Genomic DNA, 18,468 nt, shown 5'->3' with positions numbered 1-18,468 from the left:
AAACAAGACATACCGTCCGTTTTGTAGCTTACAGGGCTGACGGAGCCCAGATGCACCAGAAAGCTACCAAAATTCCACCTGATCAGAGCCGCTATGTAAGTAAGGATTATGCAGGGGACATTGACTGGTTTATCATCACAGCATTTCTGCCGGAGAGCGAGATCTATGACCATGTAGATGTAGACATCCTGCCGGCTGTAAGAGATGGGGACGACGCCCTTTCTTTTGCTAAAGTGGGGGTTGAAGAGAAGTTCGTGTTCGTGGAAGATACCGAAAAAAAAGAGTTTCGTTTTTACCTTGATGAGGATGAACCTGAAGGAGAAATCCACGGCTGGTAAGCGTAAGCTAATATGAGTAAGCTTGTAAGCCGGAAAAACGTCAAGATTTCTGGCTACTCCTTTCGAAAATCTATTTTTTAGACTTATTTACTTTTGATTGATTTACTTAAATAACCCGGTGTCTCCTGAATCTGGTGCAGAACCTTCCCTCCCACCCGCACACCTGACACAGACACCTTTTCTACGGTCCATGCACTGGTCGCATACAAGTTTTCCGCATAAATGGCAGGTATGAAGTTTAGCCGGGCGCCCGCAGATTGAACATAACCCCTCTACTTCCAGAATTTCAGCCTCCTGAATTTCTCAATAAAAAAATAGTTTTGAATAAATGGTTTTGAATAAATGGATTTGAATGAATGGTTTTGAATAAATGGTTTTGAGTAATTAAGGCTGCATAAAAGATCGTTTTTGGGCACTATAAACGTTTCCCGGAGGGCTGTATCTGGAAACTTCTAAGGATGCTCTTCCAGCAGGTGCAGTTCAAAGATAGGAAAAACAATGAAATCCTGAAAGAAAATACCTGAATCCAAACAAAGAAAAAAAGGAGGAAAAGACCTCCTTGAAAATAGAGTATTAAACGGTTTCAGTCCACTATCCCGCCAGTGTTTGCGGAATGGACGGACCGCTGGTACCTGGCAAGGTAACCTGTAACTTCCTTTTTCGGGGGCACAAAGGCAGCTTTCCGCTTCTGGAGCTCTTCTTCAGAGACTTTCAGGTTCAGGACCCTTTCAGGAATGTTGATTTCTATAAGGTCCCCCTCTTTTACGAGACCTATTGGTCCCCCTTCACTGGCTTCAGGAGAGACGTGCCCTATACATGGCCCGCGAGTCCCTCCGGAGAAACGCCCGTCAGTGATCAGAGCCACGGACTCGAGCAGGCCCATACCTCCGATTGCGGCTGTGGCTGCAAGCATTTCGCGCATTCCGGGTCCTCCTTTGGGGCCTTCATAACGGATAACGATAATGTCTCCGGGCTTCACATCTCCTGCAAGAATGCTCTGCATGGCGTCTTCTTCACAATCATACACTCTTGCAGGGCCTGTATGGACACGCATCCTGGGGTCAACTGCGGTTTGCTTTACAACCGAGCCATCAGGGGCAAGGCTGCCTTTGAGAACTGCAATTCCTCCTTCGGCATGGACTGGATTCTCAAGGGTTGTAATGATCTCCTTATTCAGCTTCGGGTTAACTATGTCAAGCTCATTCAGGTTTTCCCCGATAGTTTTACCGTTAACTGTAAGCTGGTCAAGGTGGAGTTTTGAAGCAAGCCTCTGCATGACTGCCTCGACCCCGCCTGCCCTGTCAAAGTGCAGCATGAAATTCGGGCCGCCGGGTCTGAGGGAAATCAGATGGGGGGTTGTCCTGCTCAATTCGTCGAAGGCCTCAAGGGGCAGCTCAAGCCCGAACTCATGGGCAAGGGCAGGAAGGTGCAGGGTAGTATTTGTGCTTCCTCCGACTGCCATATCAACCATTATGGCGTTCTCAAAGGACCTTTGAGTAACAATCTTTCTTGGGGTGATGTTCTCTTTTACAAGCTCTACAATGCGCTCTCCGGATTCCTTGGCAATGCGCGTCTTTTTTGCATCCACTGCATGGGCAGTTGCGCAGCCAGGAAGGCTCAGCCCGAGGGCTTCAGTCATGCACGCCATTGTGTTTGCGGTAAACATTCCGGCACAGGACCCTGCCCCTGCACAGGAAAGATCTTCAAGCCTTTTAAGTTCGGCTTCGGAAATTTTGCCTGCCCGGTAGGCTCCGACCCCTTCAAAGACTGAGATCAGATCAGTGTATTTATCGTCCACGTATCCCGGAAGCATTGGCCCCCCTGTCACAACAATGGCAGGGATATCAAGCCTGCCTGCTGCCATAAGGTGTCCTGGCACGATCTTATCACAGGTAGGGATTAGGACCATACCGTCAAACTGGTGGGCTCTGACCATCAGCTCGATCGTGTCCTCTATAACCTCTCTGCTCGGGAGGGAATATTTCATACCCTCATGCCCCATTGCAATCCCATCGCAGACCCCTATGGTATGGAACTCAAAAGGAACTCCCCCAGCGTTCCTGATTCCGGCTTTTACAGCCTCAGCAAGTTTATTCAGGTGAATGTGGCCAGGGATTATGTCATTCCAGGAATTGACAACTGCGATGAACGGCTTCTTCATTTCAGAATCCGTAACCCCCGTTGCTTTAAGGAGGGAACGGTTGGCGGCACGTTCAGGCCCCTCTTTGATAATGGCGCTTCTCATTGCAAGTCTCCTTATGATCTTGATATTGAAAACGATCAGTGTAATTTGTTATAATGTATAGATAGGAAAAAACTTCATAGTATAAACAGGTTGGGGACGAAAAAACTGTAAAAAAGCCATATAGAAAAATGCTGAAAATCTACAAAAACTTATAGAAAGGTTGGTAATAAAAGTACAGAAAACAGCAGTGAAAAAAGATCTATCAAAAAAATAGGCAGGAATGGTTTATGGAAAGAATGACAACTGCCTTCTGGCAATAGAAGGATTAAATCGGGACAAAACCCTCCCTTTGAACCATTAAAACCGATAAATAATATCACAAAAAGGCAATTTAATATAATAGTATCCAAATATTTATATAACCAGTCAGAGATTTTGAGTTTAGCATAGTGAACGGACCTGCCCTGGACTATATCTACAAGATCACATCCAAGCAACACACCACAAAAAATTTAACTACAACAGGGTCGCACCCGTTCACCAGATTATTTTTCTCACTAATTCTTTTTCTCACTAATTCTTTTTCTCACTTATACATCCTTTTTCCTTTCTGTTTCCTTTTTCCCTTCCCCCTTCCTTTTTCCCTTCCCCCTTCCTTTTTCTTTTCGTTAAAAATTCAGAGTTTTATTTCGGCACAGGGTAAGCAGACCTGAAGTAAAAGAGCCAAAGTAAAGAGATAGGAATAAGAAGAACAGAAATAAGTAAGCTGATCGGACAAAAGAGTTTGAGAAACAAAGGAATCGCAGTAAGGCTTCCCTCAAAACCGTACCGCAGATCCTTTTATGGAGGTTTTATGTTTTTTGGACTATTTTGCCACTCTAGCCTTTTTTAGATTTTAGCCATTTTTGATTTTAGCCATTTAGTTTTGCCATTTTAGGTATTCCGTATTCGTGGGTCTTTACTGTACTGTGCGTGGTTTCCTGAAACCCGTTTTAGCTTTATGTTTGGTCGGTTCTACTATTCTTCTGTAGGGGTTCGTGAAGGGTTCATGAAAGATCATGCGGGTTCACAGTTTTCTCCAGCCGGTCATTAGTACAAACGCGGAATACGGAATCTTATTACCGTTAAAATAATATATATAGATTTCCATCGTTTTTCAAAAACGAATATGTATGGCAGAGACAGTTTTGAGAGAGCCCGGAGATTTATGAATAAATAGTTTTCAACTTTACAGAGTGCAGCTAAACTGGAAAAAGAGATTCCGGGATCAAAAAAACTGATATTCGATAAAAACACAATTATATAATAGAAAGCGGACAGAAAATTACAGGCAAACTTGTCAACGGCTAATCAACAGATCGGTAAAACAGATCGGTAAATTAGAATGCAGAAGAATTTGCGATCAGGCATACCAACAGTTTCCAACGCATTATCCCGGAAGAAGCTATTGAAAACATCCCTGTGAAGGCGGTTAGAAGATAATGGACAGCGAGACTTCTGAAAACAGAGAAGAACCAGATACTTATCCCCATGTAGCAGATGCTGCAAATGGCGAAAGGGGAAAAGCTCTTCATGCAGCTCTGGAAAGAGAAGAAGCCCTGAAAACTATAATCAATAACAGCCCGGCAGTGGTATTTCTCTGGAAAAACGAAGAAAAGTGGCCTGCGGAATTTGTTTCCGAAAATGTGGGGAACTTTGGATATACGGTAGAGGATTTTATCTCGGGCAGGGTACTGTACGGGGATATTATACACCCTGATGACCTTGGAAAAGTTGAAGAGGAGCTTGAAAAAAGAATACGGAGTGGAGCTCCGGATTTCAATATGGAATACAGGATTATTACAAAAGCCGGAGACCTGCGCTGGGTAAACGAAAGGACCTTCATCCAGAGAAACCCGGAAGGAGAGGTAACCCACTTTCAGGGAGTGGTTCTCGACATCACCGAGCGGAAGAAAAGTGAAGAAAAACTGGAAAGAGTCCTTAAGATTCAGAAACTGTTGAAAACAATAATCAACAACAGCCCGGCAGTGGTATTTCTGTGGAGGGATGAAGACTACTGGCCTGCAGCTTTTGTCTCGGAGAATGTGATACAATTTGGATATACAGTTGACGATTTTCTATCACAGAAAATCCTGTACGGAAAGATAATACATCCCGATGACCTGAAAAAGGTTGAAGAAGAACTCGAAAGACACGTCCAGAAAGGGGAAGTAAGCTTTAATTCAGAATACAGGATTTTTACAAAAGCCGGAGACCTGCGCTGGGTAAACGAAAGGACTTTTATCCAGAGAGAAGGAGATGGAAACGTAACCGGTTTTCAGGGGATAGTGCTGGACATAACCCCCCGGAAAAAAATTGAAGAAGCCCTGAGAAAATCTCTCGAAATGCAGAAATTGCTGAAAACGATAATCAACAAAAGCTCAGCAGTAGCTTTCCTGTGGAAAACTGTGGAAAACTGGCCTGTAGAGTTCGTTTCAGAAAATGTAACGCAGTTTGGATATACTGTAGAAGACTTCACTTCGGGTAGAATCCTTTATGGAGACATAATTCATAAAGAGGACATCAATTCGGTCTCTGAAAACCTTGCACACTCAATTCGAGAAGGGTGTGACTCTTTTGAGATGGAGTATAGAATTTTCACCGCAGATGGCAATATTCGCTGGGTTGAAGAGAGAACGTATATCAAGCGAAATAAGGAAGGTATCCCGGTTTACTTTCAAGGAATAATTGTTGATGTTACCGAAAGAAAAGAAGCACAGGAAATGCTCGAGATTCAGCGAGAACTCGGGATGTCCCTGAGTACCACCTGGAATCTCCAGACCATGCTTTCCCGTATCCTTGATGCCTGCCTGAAAATAAAAGAGATAGATGCCGGAGGCATATACCTGAAAGACGAGCTTCTGGACCAGATTAACCTGGTAGCGCACAGAGGGCTCTCCTCCGAATTTGTGAAAAGTGTTTCTGCATACAGGGCAGACTCCCCGGAAGCAAAGCAGGTCTGGACCGAGAAACCTATTTACAAACTGGACTTTTTTGCTGAAGAGATGGCAGATCTGCTAAATAAAGAAAAGATCACTGCAGTTGCAGTAATCCCTATGATGCACAGGGGAGAGATAATAGGCAGCCTGAACTTTGCTTCCCACACTGTGGACAGTATTCCCCAGAACATCCGCGATTTCCTTGAGAGCGTTGCCCTCCAGGTAGTTACCCATATAGCCCCTATCCGCATAGAGGCAGACCTTTTATAAAGGCAACCAATCTGAAGCTCGAACTATATCCGGACGACGAAACCCTTATTTAAAATAATTTTTATAAATAATGCTGGATTGGGGAGCGAGGAAAGCCCCAGGGTTACGCCTTCAAGCTCTGAGCTTCAGATACGCAACTACCGGTTTTTGCTCTCATTTTTCCGGTGTTTGCATTATCAGACTTTATCAGACTTAATTAGACTTTATTAGACTTTATTAGATCGCTAGGGGGATACAGGTTGAAAGCAATAGTAGTCTATCTCAGTACCTCAGGGAATACAAAAGCTATGGCCGAGGCAATAGGGAACGGGATTGAGTCAAAGAATGTGGATGTAAAGGTTGTCAGTTTCTATGATGTAAAGCCCGAAGAACTCGATGAAGCAGAAGCAATTGCAGTTGGCTCTTCGACGTTTTACTACAAAATGCTGCTGCCCATGGAAAAGTTCATGGATGAGACCCTTGTTTCCACAAGCCCACATGGCAAGATAGGGGCTGCTTTCGGGTCTTACGGGTGGAGTGGAGAAGCACCCATATTGATAGCCGAAAAAATGCGGGAAATGGGAATGAGTGTTGTGGACCCCGTACTCCGGATCCTTCATAAGCCCACGGACAAGGACCTGCAGGAATGCAAACGGCTCGGAATTGACATTGCAGAAAAACTGAAGCATAAAAGCAAAAAGGCAGAGTAACAAAAGCAGCAATAAAGTAAACCAGCCTGGACTGTTAAAAAAAGAGTGGCCTGAATTATTTCATGGCCATTTCCACTCGTTTCCTGAATTCATCAGGGCTTTCAGAAACCAGTACAACAGTCCTGAAAAAACCCTTATCTTTTCTGATTGCTACGGCTTTTGCGTGTTTTCCCGCAAAAATTAGCCTGCGCCCCTGTATTCTGACTCCCCACCCCATATACCACGGGAATTTGTCCATGATCTCCACAGAGCTGATATCTGAAAAGGGAATGTTGTACCTGAATGGTGGAAAAACTGCAACCACGCTGTCGGAAGTTATCAGGAATCTCATGCCAAAAAAGCCCCACATTGCAGCAAGGTAAATGAGAAGGATAAGAGGCAGAGCGTACTTCTCCTCAGGATCAGTACCAAAACCAAAAAGCCCTGTGAGAGATAAAATGTAAAATGTCAGGATAAGCAGCAGACCTGCAAAATTAAGCAATCTTATTTGTTTACCGTAGGCTGCCCTCTGTTCGTAAAAACCTATTATGATACTACCTCCTGTATGAAAGGATTTGCAATATTTCTATGCCGAGTTTTTCGGTAGAAGGTATTTGTATAAGTAGTAGAGGTATTTGTATAAGTAGTAGAGGTATTTGTATAAGTAGTCCTGTACAGTATCTTTTTATGACCCGAGTTTTAATTATTCCTGGGGAATTTCGGTAACAGGGGTCGAATCCAGCAGTAGCTCGTTGAAAAGTTCGGTACCCAGGTGCCTGGAAGAGGGTTCGTAGCATATAAGGCTCTCTCTTTCAAAGTGCCTCTGATTCTTCGGGAAAAGAGATATCAGGAAAAACTTATCACTAACGGCAAGATTTGCAATCTTCAGTTCTCCCGAATACCGGAAAAATTTCACATTATCAAGAGACATCATAATTCGGAAGTCCTCCATATAGTCAGTATAATACCGCTGAAGAACAGACTCCGGCATTAGAAAAGAGAATTCAACTCCCTTTTTTGCAAGCTCCTGGCAGAGATAAATCATAGGCTGATGAAAGTAGGCTATGGCTTCAAGAACATGGCTGGACTTAGACAGATTTTTCACAACTTCCGGGTCGAGTTCGAACATGCGGTCCAGGTCAGGCTGAATCAGTTTACATTTACCAAGTTCTCCCAGCCTCTTCCGAAAAGAAGAAGGTGTCCCCTGCAGGTCCTTTTCCGACCAGTACTCAAAGTTACCTTCAAAAAGTTCTATAGTGCTAACAAGGGGCTGCATTTTTTCAACGAGAACCTTTCCTATCAGAGAAAGAATATAGGTTTTGTCCTCCTGAACAACCAGAGACATATCTTTTAATTTTTTAATCTGGGGAAGGATAGAAGTGGAAGTTGCCTGAAAGGCTTCCGTAATTTCATCCATATTTTTGGGCCCGCTTTTCAGAAAAAGCAATAACTGTTTTCGCTTATCGGAAAGAAAAATCAGCTCTATAAGTTCCAGTTTCACCCTTCAGTCTCCTATTAGTGTTATAATAACTAAAAAAAATTACAGATAAGACTAAAAAGGTTACAGCCGCCTAAAATATATAAGTTATTACCTTCCCTTGCCCATCTTATCTGGGAAAAAGCAGAGTCTTTTAATAAGTCCGGATTAATCAGATTAAACATTAGCAAAAAGTTTAAACTTGATTCTGATTAGCAAAAAGTATAAACTGGATCTGAAAAACTATAAAAAACTACTAAAAAAGATTTTTGAAAATTAAACATTTACCGGAAAAACTGATGGAGTCTCCCCGGAGTCCCCCTGACCTGATAGCTTTCGCTAGATAGATGTTCACTATTATCTCAAGTCAGGGTACCTTCCAGAGTCCTTAAACTTAAAGTTTTAAACTGGAGATTGTATCGCAAACAAGGATTCTTGAAATATTTTGAATATTTCAACATTACCTTATCTACATTGAAGAGGATACGAAAATCCTGTAGGAAACTCCTGTAGGAAAATCCTGCCCCGATAAGATTTTCAGGCAGGGGCTTCCTTGGTCAGGATATAAGCAATCATTTCAGGGTTCAGTTTGCTTTCCCTTGAAACCTTTTCTTCGATTCTCTCAGCAGGTGTACCCTCCATCTTCAGTTCTCTTATCTTCTCAATCACTGAGGACGGGATACTGTAATATTCATTAATGTCTTTCCTGTGCCCCCAGACATCTCCTTCGATAAGCTGGATTCTCTGCATCTCAAGGAACATTTCTATGGACTTTGAAACCGTGCGTCTGTAAGATTTAGGCAACTGAATAACTTCAATCTTCGGGCAGGTTTCCACCAGTGCAAAGATGTCCTTGTTCGAAGGCCTGAAGGCAAGATGAACAACGCGCTCATTAGGGTTAAGTGTAAAAATTTCTTCCCTGGAACTAACTACTCTAATTTTCATTATGTCTTCCCCCACTATAAAGTTCTTTTTTGTTTTTACCTCATTATAAACTACTTATACTTATTATAAATATTTATCTACCACACCCGTTAATTTTTAGAAAGTTTCGTTTATTTTCAGCCCTTTGTATTAATTATAAAAGTGACAGGTAAATATCGGAAAGGAAATAAAAACAGGACTGAAGTATTCGGAATCAAGAGATCTTCAGCCCTTCCGGCGAGCCTCCCTGAAGAGGTAAAACAAGAAAAAAATGCAATTGGACTAAGTAATTAAAACCATCCGGTAAAATCCGGAGTCCATGAATTACTATTTTCAGGAGCTTGCCCTTTAACTTACGATACAGTTCAACAGATGCCCTGCCCTCAAAAATTACAGGATACGCGACAGGGAATTCTATGGAAGTTCTTCTGCAGACGGCCACAGGAACTGAGAAGAGCGGCTTAATAAAGGAAATGACGCTCATATATTCATTTTCCTTTCGGGAAGACCTCTGCCTCTTTCCTGCCTGCTTTTCCAGCCCAGGAAAGAGCGCACATCGGACACTCAGGCCCGAAACCCGCAGCATTGTATCCTGTCATTCCGCCTGCAGCGTTATTCACCCCGGAAAATCCGTGTTTTTTGAGAATGCTGCACCCCATACCTGACCTGTGCCCTGTGCTGCAAATTACTGCATACTCGGCTTCAGGGTCAAGTTCCCTGTGCCTTTCCCTCAGTTCCTGGACCGGAATATTTACTGCATGTTCTATATGGAAACTCTCAAACTCGGAAGGAGCCCTGACATCTAAAATTACAGGAGGGTTTTTACTTCGGACCCATTCATAGAGCTCAGGAATCGATAGCTGTGGCACATGGGCAGCCCTTAATCCGACAGTTACCCAGGCAAACATTTCCCCTGCCAAAAAACCGACAATATTGTCAAGCCCAACCCTGCGCAGCCAGACCGCAGATTTCCTTGCATTTTCCTCACTATCTGAGACAAGCAGGATCTGCTTATCCGGAGGCAGGAGCCAGCCTGCGTAGGTAGCAAAGTTGCTCCGGAGATCGATGCACCAGGAACCGGGGACATGCTCTCCTCCGAAACTTTCGTAATGGCGGGTGTCAAGAATTGCTGTATCCTCCCTTCCGGCAAATTTGAAAAACTCCCCTGGGGGGATCTCCCTGAGAGGCGGAATTTCTTTGAGTTTTGTGGGCCCTTTCCGGTTGATTTCGGTGCAACGGCTAAAATGGTCCGGCGCGGGAGGCATATTTGTTGTAAGGTTTTCTATGAACCCTTCCCTATCAGGGATCCGGAGAGCATAGTTGTATTTGCGTTCATATCCGATTGTACTCGAACGTTTAGCTCCCATAGCCCTTCCGCAGAGAGAGCCTTCCCCATGTGCAGGATAGACCTCACAGGAGTCGGGAAGGGAAAGCAATTTTTTGTGCAGGCTGTCATAAAGCATGGAAGCCAGTTCCCTGGCTTTTCCGGGGAAAAGGTCTGGTCTGCCCACATCCCCGACTAAAAGTGCATCTCCGCAAAAAACAGCAGCCGGATCAGGACCTCGGGAAGTATCCGAAACCACATAGCAGATGTGTTCAGGGGTATGCCCCGGCGTTTCCAGTATCCTTACAATCGTGTCCTCGATTTCAAAAGTATTCCCTTCAATGAGCCCTACATGTTCAAACTCACAGTTAGCAGCTTTCGGGGCGTAGATAGGTGCTCCCGTAAGCTCAGCAAGATCCATATGCCCGGAGACAAAATCTGCGTGCAGATGGGTCTCCAGGATGTGAGTAATTTTCAGGCCCCTGGATTTTGCCTCTTTGATATAGACATCCATATCCCTTTGTGGGTCAATGACCGCACAGCTTTGCTTCCCTGCAAGAATATATGAACTGTGTGCTATGCCCCTCACAAAAAATGGAGTTATTTGCATACAATTTTCCCCCATAGACATGTCGGCAACGTACCGAAAATTCTGTAAAATATGATTGCCTCCGTATCATAAAAGATTATCTTTTAGATCAGGAAGGTGGAATTCTCCAGATAATTACGTGATTTTTCAGGAGAGATCCAATTTCAGGTCTTTTTCCGAACCTTTTTTTCTGAACATTTCTTCCTGAAAGTTTATGCCCATTTGAAGAGAAACAATACTAAACTTTGCTAAATATATTTTTGAATCCGCTTCAAGTTAGATTGAACAGGATTCGGACCCATATTTAATCTAGGGGGTGTCAGGCACAATGTTATTGATGGATATCGTAACCTGGGAGCCGAAAGACTCTGAAAAGGTCAAGAACTGCTACATGAACTACGAATACCCGAAGGGCTTGAAAGTAATCGACGAGTGGATAGACCTTACAGGCTACCGCATGTTCCTGATTTATGAGGCTGACGACGAGAAAGCTTATGCGGCTGCAAACCTTCCATTTATAGGGCTCTGCAGGTTCGAGACCTTCCCGGTCATGAAGGCAGAAAAATACATGCAGCTGGCCCAAGAACTTGCTGAAAAATCTGGAGGGAAAGGGGTTGAAGTTGAGGCACTGGGGGAAGGAGCCGCAGGAGAAGAAATCCGGACGCAAATAGAGAACCTTGAAAAGAGAATCTACCGCCTGGAACACCACTCTTTTATCCAGCAAGAAGACACGACCTGAACCCCCTGATGCGTAATCAGGGAAGGGGGTCATATTTCAAGAGCTGGGCATCAAAGGGGCGGAGAGGAGAGTAAGTCAACTCTCTCAAGCTTATTTTTCAAGCGCATCTTCGAATTTTTCCGCACCCATCCTGTAAATGTGCCAGCCGTCAACAGGCCCAGCCCCAAAGTATTCGTAGAACTCCTTGCAGGGTTCCAGTCAAGCACTGTCCACTCCATTCTCCCGCAGTTCCTTTCTTTTGCAAGCTTTACGCAGTGCAGAAACATTGCCTTTCCGATTCCTTTTCCCCGGAACACAATCAGCGTGTTCTTTAATTTCATATAGGAGATCAGACATCTCCTTAGCCCACTCTTGCTTGTGTTTTTCATATATTTGTTTAAGTTCCCTTTGAATATGGACATTACATAATGCATGTTCACATTTGTATTTGAAATAAGATTTCCAAAAGTCGTGGACTATTATTCCTCTATACTTAGGCAACACTCCCATTTTATTCATTGCTTTAAAACCTCTACCCTCGTGATGGAAATAGTAGGTATATTTTTTTGTAGAGATTAAATGGCATTGTTCCCTCTGACCACCAACGTTAATTCCAGTTTCGTCACCATTAATTACACTATTTTTCATGCGTCTTCGGTTAAGTGAGGAATCATGATAAATTGCCTCCACTCCCCAACAGTTTTCAAATATTTGATCATATTGTAAGCTGGAACATGGTGTCGATTTCATGTTAATATGCCAAAACTTAAGGCAGGCTTCTGGTGCAAAATCGATAGCTTTAGGGCAAGAAAATTCCTTTACCGATGACCAATGGATCATTACTTGCAGATTCAAGAGAATCAGTAGAAGATGTTGCCGCATGAAGTGAAACATTAAGAAACTCTTGATAGCTGTAATTTGATTCATCGGGTAAAGATATTATATAACGATACTAAGGAATTCAGAAGACACTGCCAGTAAACTGGCTGTGTCTATATCAGACATGGAGTCGTTTTTTGATGAGCTGATCCCAAAACTCAAAAATCACTTATTTGAACTCGATTTTGAAATAATTATTGGAGCTGCTGATCAGAAAATTGGTTCTGATACTTATGAGTTTGGAAATAAAAGTTGGTTTTGGGATAGGCTCGATGTCATAACAAACGACTCCATGATCCTCAATACCTTTTTTGATTATGCCTTCATTTGTAAAAAATGGGGTTTGGAACTAAGGATATTCGGAACTACTGCATTTTGCCATGATGACTCTCTCCCCCGGCTCTGAATCCACAACTTCCCTTGGTCATTATGGCCTTATTGCTGGCGTATTTGACGAACTTGGAATTTCAGATTTGATTGACACTCTCCTTCCCAAGAAAAGTGGTCATACCCTCCCTTATTCTACTGTTCTTAAGGCAATGTGTATCAACGGTTTAGGATTTACTGAACGTCGTCTTTACCTATTTCCTGCTTTTTTTGAAAACTTACCCACTGAAAGGTTACTGGGAGAAGGTGTTCTCCCGGAACACCTTAATGATGACGTTTTTGGCAGAACTTTGGACAAAATCCATGAATACGGAGCAACCGAACTCTTCAACCATATAATTCTGCAAGCTATGAAACACATTCCTATTAACCCCCGTTTAGGCGGTTTTCAGAAATCTCTTCTGCAACCTCTGGATATAAAGTGTTCTTTTAGTTGAGAGTGTGTCATCATTTGAATAGATATAGTTATATATTAGAAGTGCGATGTAGATGTATTGAAAATAAAGAGAAGTATACTCATCTGTTGTTAAAAAACCAATTTTTGTTTTTAAACAAAGAGCTCTATACAATCTTATTTTTAAACTATTAACAAAAACTAAAACAAAGGTGAAACAAGAATGGCTTTTAATGACAGAAATAACTTCGGTGGTAACAATTTCGGCGCTCCTAGAGAAATGCACAAGACAACCTGTTCAGACTGTAAAGCTGAGACAGAAGTGCCTTTCAAACCTGACCCAGAAAGACCTGTTTACTGCAGGGACTGTCTTCCTAACCACAGGACACCCAGAGAAAACCGCAGATATTAAGCGCCCAAATTTCATATTGGGATCACAGGAAATTTGAAATTTCCTGGGAGTTGCGATGTAATCGCAACCGCATGAGGTCCGTTTCGCTTTGTTCAAGCGGACTAATTCTTTTACTTTTTTAAAATACACTATAGTCGGAATGTACTTTTTCTCTTTACCTGTAATCTTTTGCAGCTTTGAAGATTTGCAGCTTGAGAATTAGCACTTTACAGGGCCGATAAGTTTTGCTTATCGTAAGTCTTCATTGAGGTGCTGTTTCCGAGTTAAAGTTAAAAACTGTTAGCCAAATTCTTTTTTCATTGGATATATCCGACAATGGATTGCTATATAATAAATGAAACTTCCTCTCTTTTCAATTCAATTAAAATATATTTTTCCTACCGACGGTTTGCCCCAATATTCCTCGAATCTGTTTTAAAAATCTGAGAGCCTTTGCAGGTCTAGAAGTAGCAATTTTCAGACCTGATCATTTTTGCCCTTCATAGATAGATTTCCCTCTGGGTTGTTTTTTAGATAATCAATATGATTTGTGGCATGGAATAGCTGTTTTCAAATCATATTGAAAATTTTTCAAGTAATCCTGGTTTCAAAAGTTATCAAAAAATGGGCTGTTATCTCCTCTGAAATCCATGTCTAAAAAGAGTCATCTCATTTGAGAGAGTGTATACATATTTGTATAGATGTATTTATATAATTTGACTGTGTAGTATATGTAGTGAAAATAAAGAGACGTATAATCTGTTATTAAAAACCAATTTTTGTTTTTAATCTAAGGGTCTATACAATCTTATTTTTAAATTATTGACTATCCGCTAAAGCGGAGGTGAAACGAAAATGGCTTTTAATGACAGAAATTTCAGGGGAAATTCCGGAGGTTTCCGCGGTAACAGCGGACCAAGGGAGATGACTAAAGTAACCTGTTCTGACTGCGGTGTTGAGACTGAAGTACCGTTCAAACCCACCGAAGGCAGGCCAGTATACTGCAGGGAATGTCTTCCTAACCACAGGAAATTCTAAAAATAATCTGCATCGGGTGTTAATTTTGTAATTAATTTTATATTTTTTTAATTAATTTTATATTAACGCCTGATTCATCTTTTTGTTTTTTTGGTTTATTCTCTTTGTTTCTTTACTTATTTCCACCTCGTGCGGTAGGGGAAAGTAAGAATAAACCAGCATTGAGAATGAGAACCTGTACTAATTATTCAATATTGAACTATACAAAAATAAAAATCCATTAAAGAGGAATTAATTTGGCAAACTACAGAAGCACAATTAGAAAAAGAAAATTAGGAACCACAAAACCAGTAAACTCAGGAGATACCTCTGAAGTATCCAGGGTACGAACCCCCCGCAAGGACAGAAATGAAGTCCTGGCAACGGTTGCGAGTTTACTTGGCTCGAAAAGGGTAACACTTCAGTGTATGGACGGCATTGTCCGTATGGGCCGGATTCCGGGGTCTAAAAAGAAGAGAATGTGGATCCGTGAAGGTGATGTTGTTATAGCCAATCCCTGGGAAGTCCAGGACTCCAAAGCCGAAGTAACCTGGAAATACACAAGGCCCCAGGTTGAATGGCTTGAGCGGAAAGGCTACATTAAGTACTGATTTAAAGGCATCAGAATAAAGATGCCTGAAAAAGGTGTCTGAAAAAGGTGTCTGAAAAAGGTGTCTGAAAAAGATACCTGAAATCCATATTTTACTTTTCTGCAGGAGCGCGTCTATGTTGAAACGGACAAGGTCCTATAGACGACAACTTATTTAACGACAACTTATTTAACGACAACTTATTTCTATATTCCACTCTGTTATATTTATTATTAATAAAGAAGGACGCTGAAATTTTTGTTATTCTCTCTTATTTCTATACGAATATATTTTTCCTGCCGGTGGTCTGCCTCACTCTTTCCCTAAGCCTTTTGTAGGTATTGAGATCTCGAAAACCTGCAAGCTTTTTTAGATTTAGAAGAAGCACTTCGCAGGCCCGATAAGCTTTGTCCTTTATCCATAATCAGCCAGAATTAGAATTTCAGCACTTTTATCTGTTCCAGAGCAAGGTCTGGAAGTTGTTCTCTCATTTGAATGAGTGTGCTTTCATTTGTATGGATATATTTATATATTATAGATGCTATGTATGTGTGTTGATAAATAAAGAGACGTATACTCATCTGTTATTAAAAACCAATTTTTGTTTTTAATCAAAGAGTTCTATACAATCTTTTTTTTAAACAATTAACTAACAACTAAAACCAAAGGTGAAACAAATATGGCTTTTAATGACAGAAACTTCAGAGGAAATTCTAATTTCGGCGCTCCCAGAGAAATGCACAAGACAACCTGTTCAGACTGTAAAGCTGAGACAGAAGTGCCTTTCAAACCTGACCCGGAAAGACCTGTTTACTGCAGGGATTGTCTTCCTAACCACAGGACACCCAGAGAAAACAGATACTAAGTGTTATTTGTGTAACTGAGTTTACATTAACACTTAACTGAGTTACATCAACACTTATTTCTTTTCCACTTTTTTAGTACTTTATAAAACCGGAATTACTTTTTCTTAACTTCTGATCTTTTACATCTTGTGAATATTTGCAGCTTGAGAAGGAGCACTTTGCAGGGCTGATTAGTTTTGCTTTATCAATAGATTTTCTTCAGGGCTATTTTTTATGTATCCAGGACTTACGCGGTTGAACTGGAACTCAATAGCATTAAACTTTCAACTATTTAAAATATATTAAACTTCAACGTCTTTTGTACTTGATTTTTATCTCTCAAGTGCGTAAGTCCTGGTATCAATAGGATTTTTTCTTAAAATAACATCCATGTGTCTTTGGCTAAGAGAGGAATCATGGTAAATTGCCCTATTTCTGCGACATATCTCGAAAACATATATTGATCTGAGTTGAAACAGGGTATCGATTTTAGTTTCGGTGTTCGAAATTTGAGACTAATTTTTGCTCTAAAATCGATAGCATACAGGCAAGAAAATTCCTTAACCGATGACCAATGAAATCACATCAAACATCTTTTTTCCCATGCTCGGATAGATATTGCTCAACCGCACGTTTTGGACTATGCCATGTTTTTCCTATTTTTACTGCATCAAGGAGTCCCTGTCTAGCCCTCAGGCTGAGATATTCCTGAGAATAAGGGGTTTCCAGGGCAAGTTCTTTTAGAGGCAGCAGTTCGTCGTTTCCTCCTGAGATGGAGAGATACAGGGTCAGGTTTTCATCCACGGCTTTTGCAATGAAATTGGTAAATGGTCCGAGGTTTCCTGCATCTGCAGCTTTAAGGGATTTGTAGTATTTTCCTCTATCCTCTTTTTTGAGCACAACAGGAGGATAATCCCTTGCAATCAAATACAGGTTTGTGAGGAGTCGGGCTACTCTGTCGTTTCCGTCATTGAAAGGATGAATCTCAACAAATCTGTGATGCAGGGCTGAAGCTGTTTTAATGGGATGCTCCTTGCTTTCAGCAATATTTTCAATCAGTTCATCCATCAGTTCCACTATCTTCGACCAATCGGGCGGAGTCTTTACTGCACCTGTTATCCTCATATTTCTGGTGCGGTATCTTCCGGCATCCTCAAGTATACCTCTGGTTACAATTTCATGGATCTCCTGAATTGTAACATGGTCTATAGCGTGTTTTTTCTGTGCTAGCTCTTCCACCCGGTCAAAAGCTTTTGCGTTATTGCTCACCTCAAGATGTCCTCTGAGTGATTTTCCGCCAATTGTCAGCCCTTCTTCCAGAATAAGTTTTGTTTCCTGGAGTGTTAGTGTATTCCCTTCTATTGCATTGGAGTGATAGGTATGCACCAACCTCATATATTCATGAAGCCTTCCTAAAGCATCTGCCGGAATTGGCCTCATGGAGTTTAGCCGCTTCATTTTTTCATCTATTCGTGCAAGAAGTTCTTCTTGAATCAGGGGTATATCGGTATCGGCCATAATTTTACATCTCCGATATATATCCTGTGTTATATATCGGTATCGGCAGATTTTTGAGTTATCCGATAGTTGGATCTTTTTTCCTGGTTAATCCAATTGAAATATATTTCTCCTGGTGGCAGTCTGCTGGAATCTTCCCGGAATCCTTTTGCAGATATTTGGAGAAATCGAAAACCTATTACCTTTTGCAGCTTTAGAAAGAGTAGTTTCCAGCCCTATCAGTTTTGCACTTCATATATCGGTTCCCTCAAGGCTATTTACTTCATATATCGGTTCCCTCAAGGCTATTTTTTAGATAATCAATCATATTTTTGGCTTTAGAGAACTGTTTTCAAATTATAATGGCAGGTTTTTCAGGCGAAGCCTATTTTCGGGAGCTCTCAGAAAATGGGCTGTTATATCCTCTTCAAACCATGTCTGGAAGTTATCATGTCTGGAAGTTGTTCTCTCATTTGAATGAGTGTGCTTTCATTTATATGGATACCTTTATATATTATAAATGCTATGTATGCATGTTGATAAATAAAGAGACGTATACTCATCTGTTATTAAAAACCAATTTTTGTTTTTAATCAAAGAGTTCTATACAATCTTATTTTAAAACAATTATCTAACAACTAAAACCAAAGGTGAAACAAATATGGCTTTTAATGACAGAAACTTCAGAGGAAATTCTAATTTCGGCGCTCCCAGAGAAATGCACAAGACAACCTGTTCTGATTGCGGTGTTGAAACCGAAGTGCCTTTCAAACCTGACCCAGAAAGACCTGTTTACTGCAGAGAGTGTCTTCCTAACCACAGGAAACCCAGAGAAAACAGATACTAAGTGTTATTTGTGTAACTGAGTTTACATTAACACTTAACTGAGTTACATCAACACTTATTTCTTTTCCACTTTTTTAATATACTTAGGTCCGGAATTACTTTTTCTCTTTACCTGTGATCTTTTGCAACTTGAGAAGTCTCACTTTACAGA

General features: G+C 41.4%; 18 protein-coding genes and 2 pseudogenes. 11 read left to right on the top strand and 9 right to left on the bottom strand.

Going from position 1 to position 18,468, the window contains the following annotated elements:
* The first annotated feature begins 50 nt into the window (after window positions 1–50).
* Entirely contained in the window at window positions 51–338 is a 288-nt protein-coding gene (locus tag EO98_RS02510; protein WP_048134989.1) for a hypothetical protein, read from the top strand.
* A 583-nt stretch (window positions 339–921) separates the two neighbouring features.
* On the opposite strand, the gene ilvD is transcribed toward EO98_RS02510, so the two are convergent.
* Window positions 922–2,583 carry a dihydroxy-acid dehydratase gene (gene ilvD / locus EO98_RS02505; protein WP_048140657.1) on the bottom strand — a complete coding sequence of 554 codons (1,662 nt, stop codon included), beginning with the start codon at window positions 2,581–2,583 and terminating at the stop codon, window positions 922–924.
* Window positions 2,584–4,004: 1,421 nt separating this feature from the next.
* Here ilvD and EO98_RS02500 point away from each other — a divergent pair.
* Both EO98_RS02500 and EO98_RS02495 read left to right on the top strand, forming a co-directional pair.
* Window positions 4,005–5,771, top strand: a complete 1,767-nt coding sequence (locus EO98_RS02500) for a PAS domain-containing protein (RefSeq protein ID WP_048140659.1) — start codon at window positions 4,005–4,007, stop codon at window positions 5,769–5,771.
* A 239-nt stretch (window positions 5,772–6,010) separates the two neighbouring features.
* Entirely contained in the window at window positions 6,011–6,460 is a 450-nt protein-coding gene (locus EO98_RS02495) for a flavodoxin domain-containing protein (protein WP_048140660.1), read from the top strand.
* A gap of 55 nt (window positions 6,461–6,515) precedes the next feature.
* Here EO98_RS02495 and EO98_RS02490 read toward each other — a convergent pair whose 3' ends face one another.
* The 4 genes from EO98_RS02490 to EO98_RS02470 all read right to left on the bottom strand — a co-directional run bounded on the left by EO98_RS02490 (window position 6,516) and on the right by EO98_RS02470 (window position 10,774).
* Entirely contained in the window at window positions 6,516–6,941 is a 426-nt protein-coding gene (locus tag EO98_RS02490; protein WP_048140661.1) for a hypothetical protein, read from the bottom strand.
* Window positions 6,942–7,142: 201 nt separating this feature from the next.
* Entirely contained in the window at window positions 7,143–7,940 is a 798-nt protein-coding gene (locus EO98_RS02485; RefSeq protein ID WP_048140663.1) for a winged helix-turn-helix domain-containing protein, read from the bottom strand.
* A 513-nt stretch (window positions 7,941–8,453) separates the two neighbouring features.
* Window positions 8,454–8,861, bottom strand: coding sequence for a DUF1699 family protein (locus tag EO98_RS02480; protein ID WP_048134979.1), 408 nt, complete (start codon window positions 8,859–8,861; stop codon window positions 8,454–8,456).
* Between the two features lie 467 nt (window positions 8,862–9,328).
* Window positions 9,329–10,774, bottom strand: coding sequence for a rhodanese-like domain-containing protein (locus EO98_RS02470; RefSeq protein ID WP_048140667.1), 1,446 nt, complete (start codon window positions 10,772–10,774; stop codon window positions 9,329–9,331).
* Between the two features lie 307 nt (window positions 10,775–11,081).
* Between EO98_RS02470 and EO98_RS02465 the strand changes: the two genes are divergently transcribed.
* Window positions 11,082–11,492 (top strand): DUF3303 domain-containing protein, encoded by a 411-nt coding sequence (locus EO98_RS02465; protein WP_048140669.1) that lies wholly within the window; start codon window positions 11,082–11,084, stop codon window positions 11,490–11,492.
* Window positions 11,493–11,542: 50 nt separating this feature from the next.
* Here the strand turns inward: EO98_RS02465 and EO98_RS19045 are convergent, their stop codons facing one another.
* The 3 genes and pseudogenes from EO98_RS19045 to EO98_RS18125 all read right to left on the bottom strand — a co-directional run.
* Window positions 11,543–11,758 (bottom strand): hypothetical protein, encoded by a 216-nt coding sequence (locus tag EO98_RS19045; protein WP_369799015.1) that lies wholly within the window; start codon window positions 11,756–11,758, stop codon window positions 11,543–11,545.
* On the bottom strand, window positions 11,691–12,119 hold the full coding sequence (locus EO98_RS19500; protein WP_162198117.1) for a transposase: 429 nt from the start codon (window positions 12,117–12,119) through the stop codon (window positions 11,691–11,693). Before EO98_RS19500 ends, EO98_RS19045 begins: the two co-directional genes overlap by 68 nt.
* 187 nt (window positions 12,120–12,306) lie before the next feature.
* Window positions 12,307–12,476, bottom strand: a pseudogene (locus tag EO98_RS18125) (ISH3 family transposase); the annotation flags it as partial.
* Between EO98_RS18125 and EO98_RS02455 the strand changes: the two are divergent.
* The 6 genes and pseudogenes from EO98_RS02455 (at window position 12,475) to EO98_RS02430 (ending at window position 15,994) form a co-directional block, all read left to right on the top strand.
* Complete coding sequence (locus EO98_RS02455) at window positions 12,475–12,756, top strand: hypothetical protein (protein ID WP_082098439.1); 282 nt, start codon at window positions 12,475–12,477, stop codon at window positions 12,754–12,756. The pseudogene EO98_RS18125 and the gene EO98_RS02455 sit on opposite strands and share 2 nt — an antisense overlap.
* Window positions 12,731–13,114: pseudogene (locus EO98_RS02450) on the top strand (DUF4277 domain-containing protein); the annotation flags it as partial. The gene EO98_RS02455 and the pseudogene EO98_RS02450, both read left to right, overlap by 26 nt.
* Before the next feature lie 240 nt (window positions 13,115–13,354).
* The gene (locus EO98_RS02445; RefSeq protein ID WP_048140677.1) at window positions 13,355–13,543 is read left to right on the top strand and encodes a CxxC-x17-CxxC domain-containing protein; all 189 of its coding nucleotides are present in this window, start codon (window positions 13,355–13,357) and stop codon (window positions 13,541–13,543) included.
* An 834-nt stretch (window positions 13,544–14,377) separates the two neighbouring features.
* Window positions 14,378–14,560 carry a CxxC-x17-CxxC domain-containing protein gene (locus EO98_RS02440; protein WP_048134822.1) on the top strand — a complete coding sequence of 61 codons (183 nt, stop codon included), beginning with the start codon at window positions 14,378–14,380 and terminating at the stop codon, window positions 14,558–14,560.
* A gap of 257 nt (window positions 14,561–14,817) precedes the next feature.
* Entirely contained in the window at window positions 14,818–15,150 is a 333-nt protein-coding gene (eif1A, locus tag EO98_RS02435; protein WP_048134827.1) for a translation initiation factor eIF-1A, read from the top strand.
* 658 nt (window positions 15,151–15,808) lie between these two features.
* Window positions 15,809–15,994 carry a CxxC-x17-CxxC domain-containing protein gene (locus EO98_RS02430; protein ID WP_048134824.1) on the top strand — a complete coding sequence of 62 codons (186 nt, stop codon included), beginning with the start codon at window positions 15,809–15,811 and terminating at the stop codon, window positions 15,992–15,994.
* 565 nt (window positions 15,995–16,559) lie between these two features.
* Here the strand turns inward: EO98_RS02430 and EO98_RS02425 are convergent.
* Window positions 16,560–17,492 carry a Fic family protein gene (locus EO98_RS02425; RefSeq protein ID WP_052734549.1) on the bottom strand — a complete coding sequence of 311 codons (933 nt, stop codon included), beginning with the start codon at window positions 17,490–17,492 and terminating at the stop codon, window positions 16,560–16,562.
* A gap of 640 nt (window positions 17,493–18,132) precedes the next feature.
* Here EO98_RS02425 and EO98_RS02415 point away from each other — a divergent pair.
* Window positions 18,133–18,318, top strand: a complete 186-nt coding sequence (locus tag EO98_RS02415; RefSeq protein ID WP_048141601.1) for a CxxC-x17-CxxC domain-containing protein — start codon at window positions 18,133–18,135, stop codon at window positions 18,316–18,318.
* Window positions 18,319–18,468: the final 150 nt, after the last annotated feature.

It is taken from the genome of Methanosarcina sp. 2.H.T.1A.6, from assembly GCF_000979455.1.
In the GTDB taxonomy this organism is placed as follows: Archaea; Halobacteriota; Methanosarcinia; order Methanosarcinales; family Methanosarcinaceae; genus Methanosarcina.
This window is presented reverse-complemented; position numbering and strand designations above follow the sequence as displayed.

Coding starts and splice junctions, on each gene's coding strand:
- EO98_RS02510 (WP_048134989.1), top strand. CDS start 51: ATGCACCAGAAAGCTACCAAAATTCCACCTGATCAGAGCCGCTATGTA.
- EO98_RS19045 (WP_369799015.1), bottom strand. CDS start 11,758: ATGTTTCTGCACTGCGTAAAGCTTGCAAAAGAAAGGAACTGCGGGAGA.
- EO98_RS02430 (WP_048134824.1), top strand. CDS start 15,809: ATGGCTTTTAATGACAGAAACTTCAGAGGAAATTCTAATTTCGGCGCT.
- EO98_RS02480 (WP_048134979.1), bottom strand. CDS start 8,861: ATGAAAATTAGAGTAGTTAGTTCCAGGGAAGAAATTTTTACACTTAAC.
- EO98_RS02455 (WP_082098439.1), top strand. CDS start 12,475: ATGGAGTCGTTTTTTGATGAGCTGATCCCAAAACTCAAAAATCACTTA.
- EO98_RS02440 (WP_048134822.1), top strand. CDS start 14,378: ATGGCTTTTAATGACAGAAATTTCAGGGGAAATTCCGGAGGTTTCCGC.
- EO98_RS02465 (WP_048140669.1), top strand. CDS start 11,082: ATGTTATTGATGGATATCGTAACCTGGGAGCCGAAAGACTCTGAAAAG.
- ilvD (WP_048140657.1), bottom strand. CDS start 2,583: ATGAGAAGCGCCATTATCAAAGAGGGGCCTGAACGTGCCGCCAACCGT.
- EO98_RS02425 (WP_052734549.1), bottom strand. CDS start 17,492: ATGGCCGATACCGATATACCCCTGATTCAAGAAGAACTTCTTGCACGA.
- EO98_RS02445 (WP_048140677.1), top strand. CDS start 13,355: ATGGCTTTTAATGACAGAAATAACTTCGGTGGTAACAATTTCGGCGCT.
- EO98_RS02470 (WP_048140667.1), bottom strand. CDS start 10,774: ATGCAAATAACTCCATTTTTTGTGAGGGGCATAGCACACAGTTCATAT.
- EO98_RS19500 (WP_162198117.1), bottom strand. CDS start 12,119: ATGAAAAATAGTGTAATTAATGGTGACGAAACTGGAATTAACGTTGGT.
- EO98_RS02500 (WP_048140659.1), top strand. CDS start 4,005: ATGGACAGCGAGACTTCTGAAAACAGAGAAGAACCAGATACTTATCCC.
- EO98_RS02415 (WP_048141601.1), top strand. CDS start 18,133: ATGGCTTTTAATGACAGAAACTTCAGAGGAAATTCTAATTTCGGCGCT.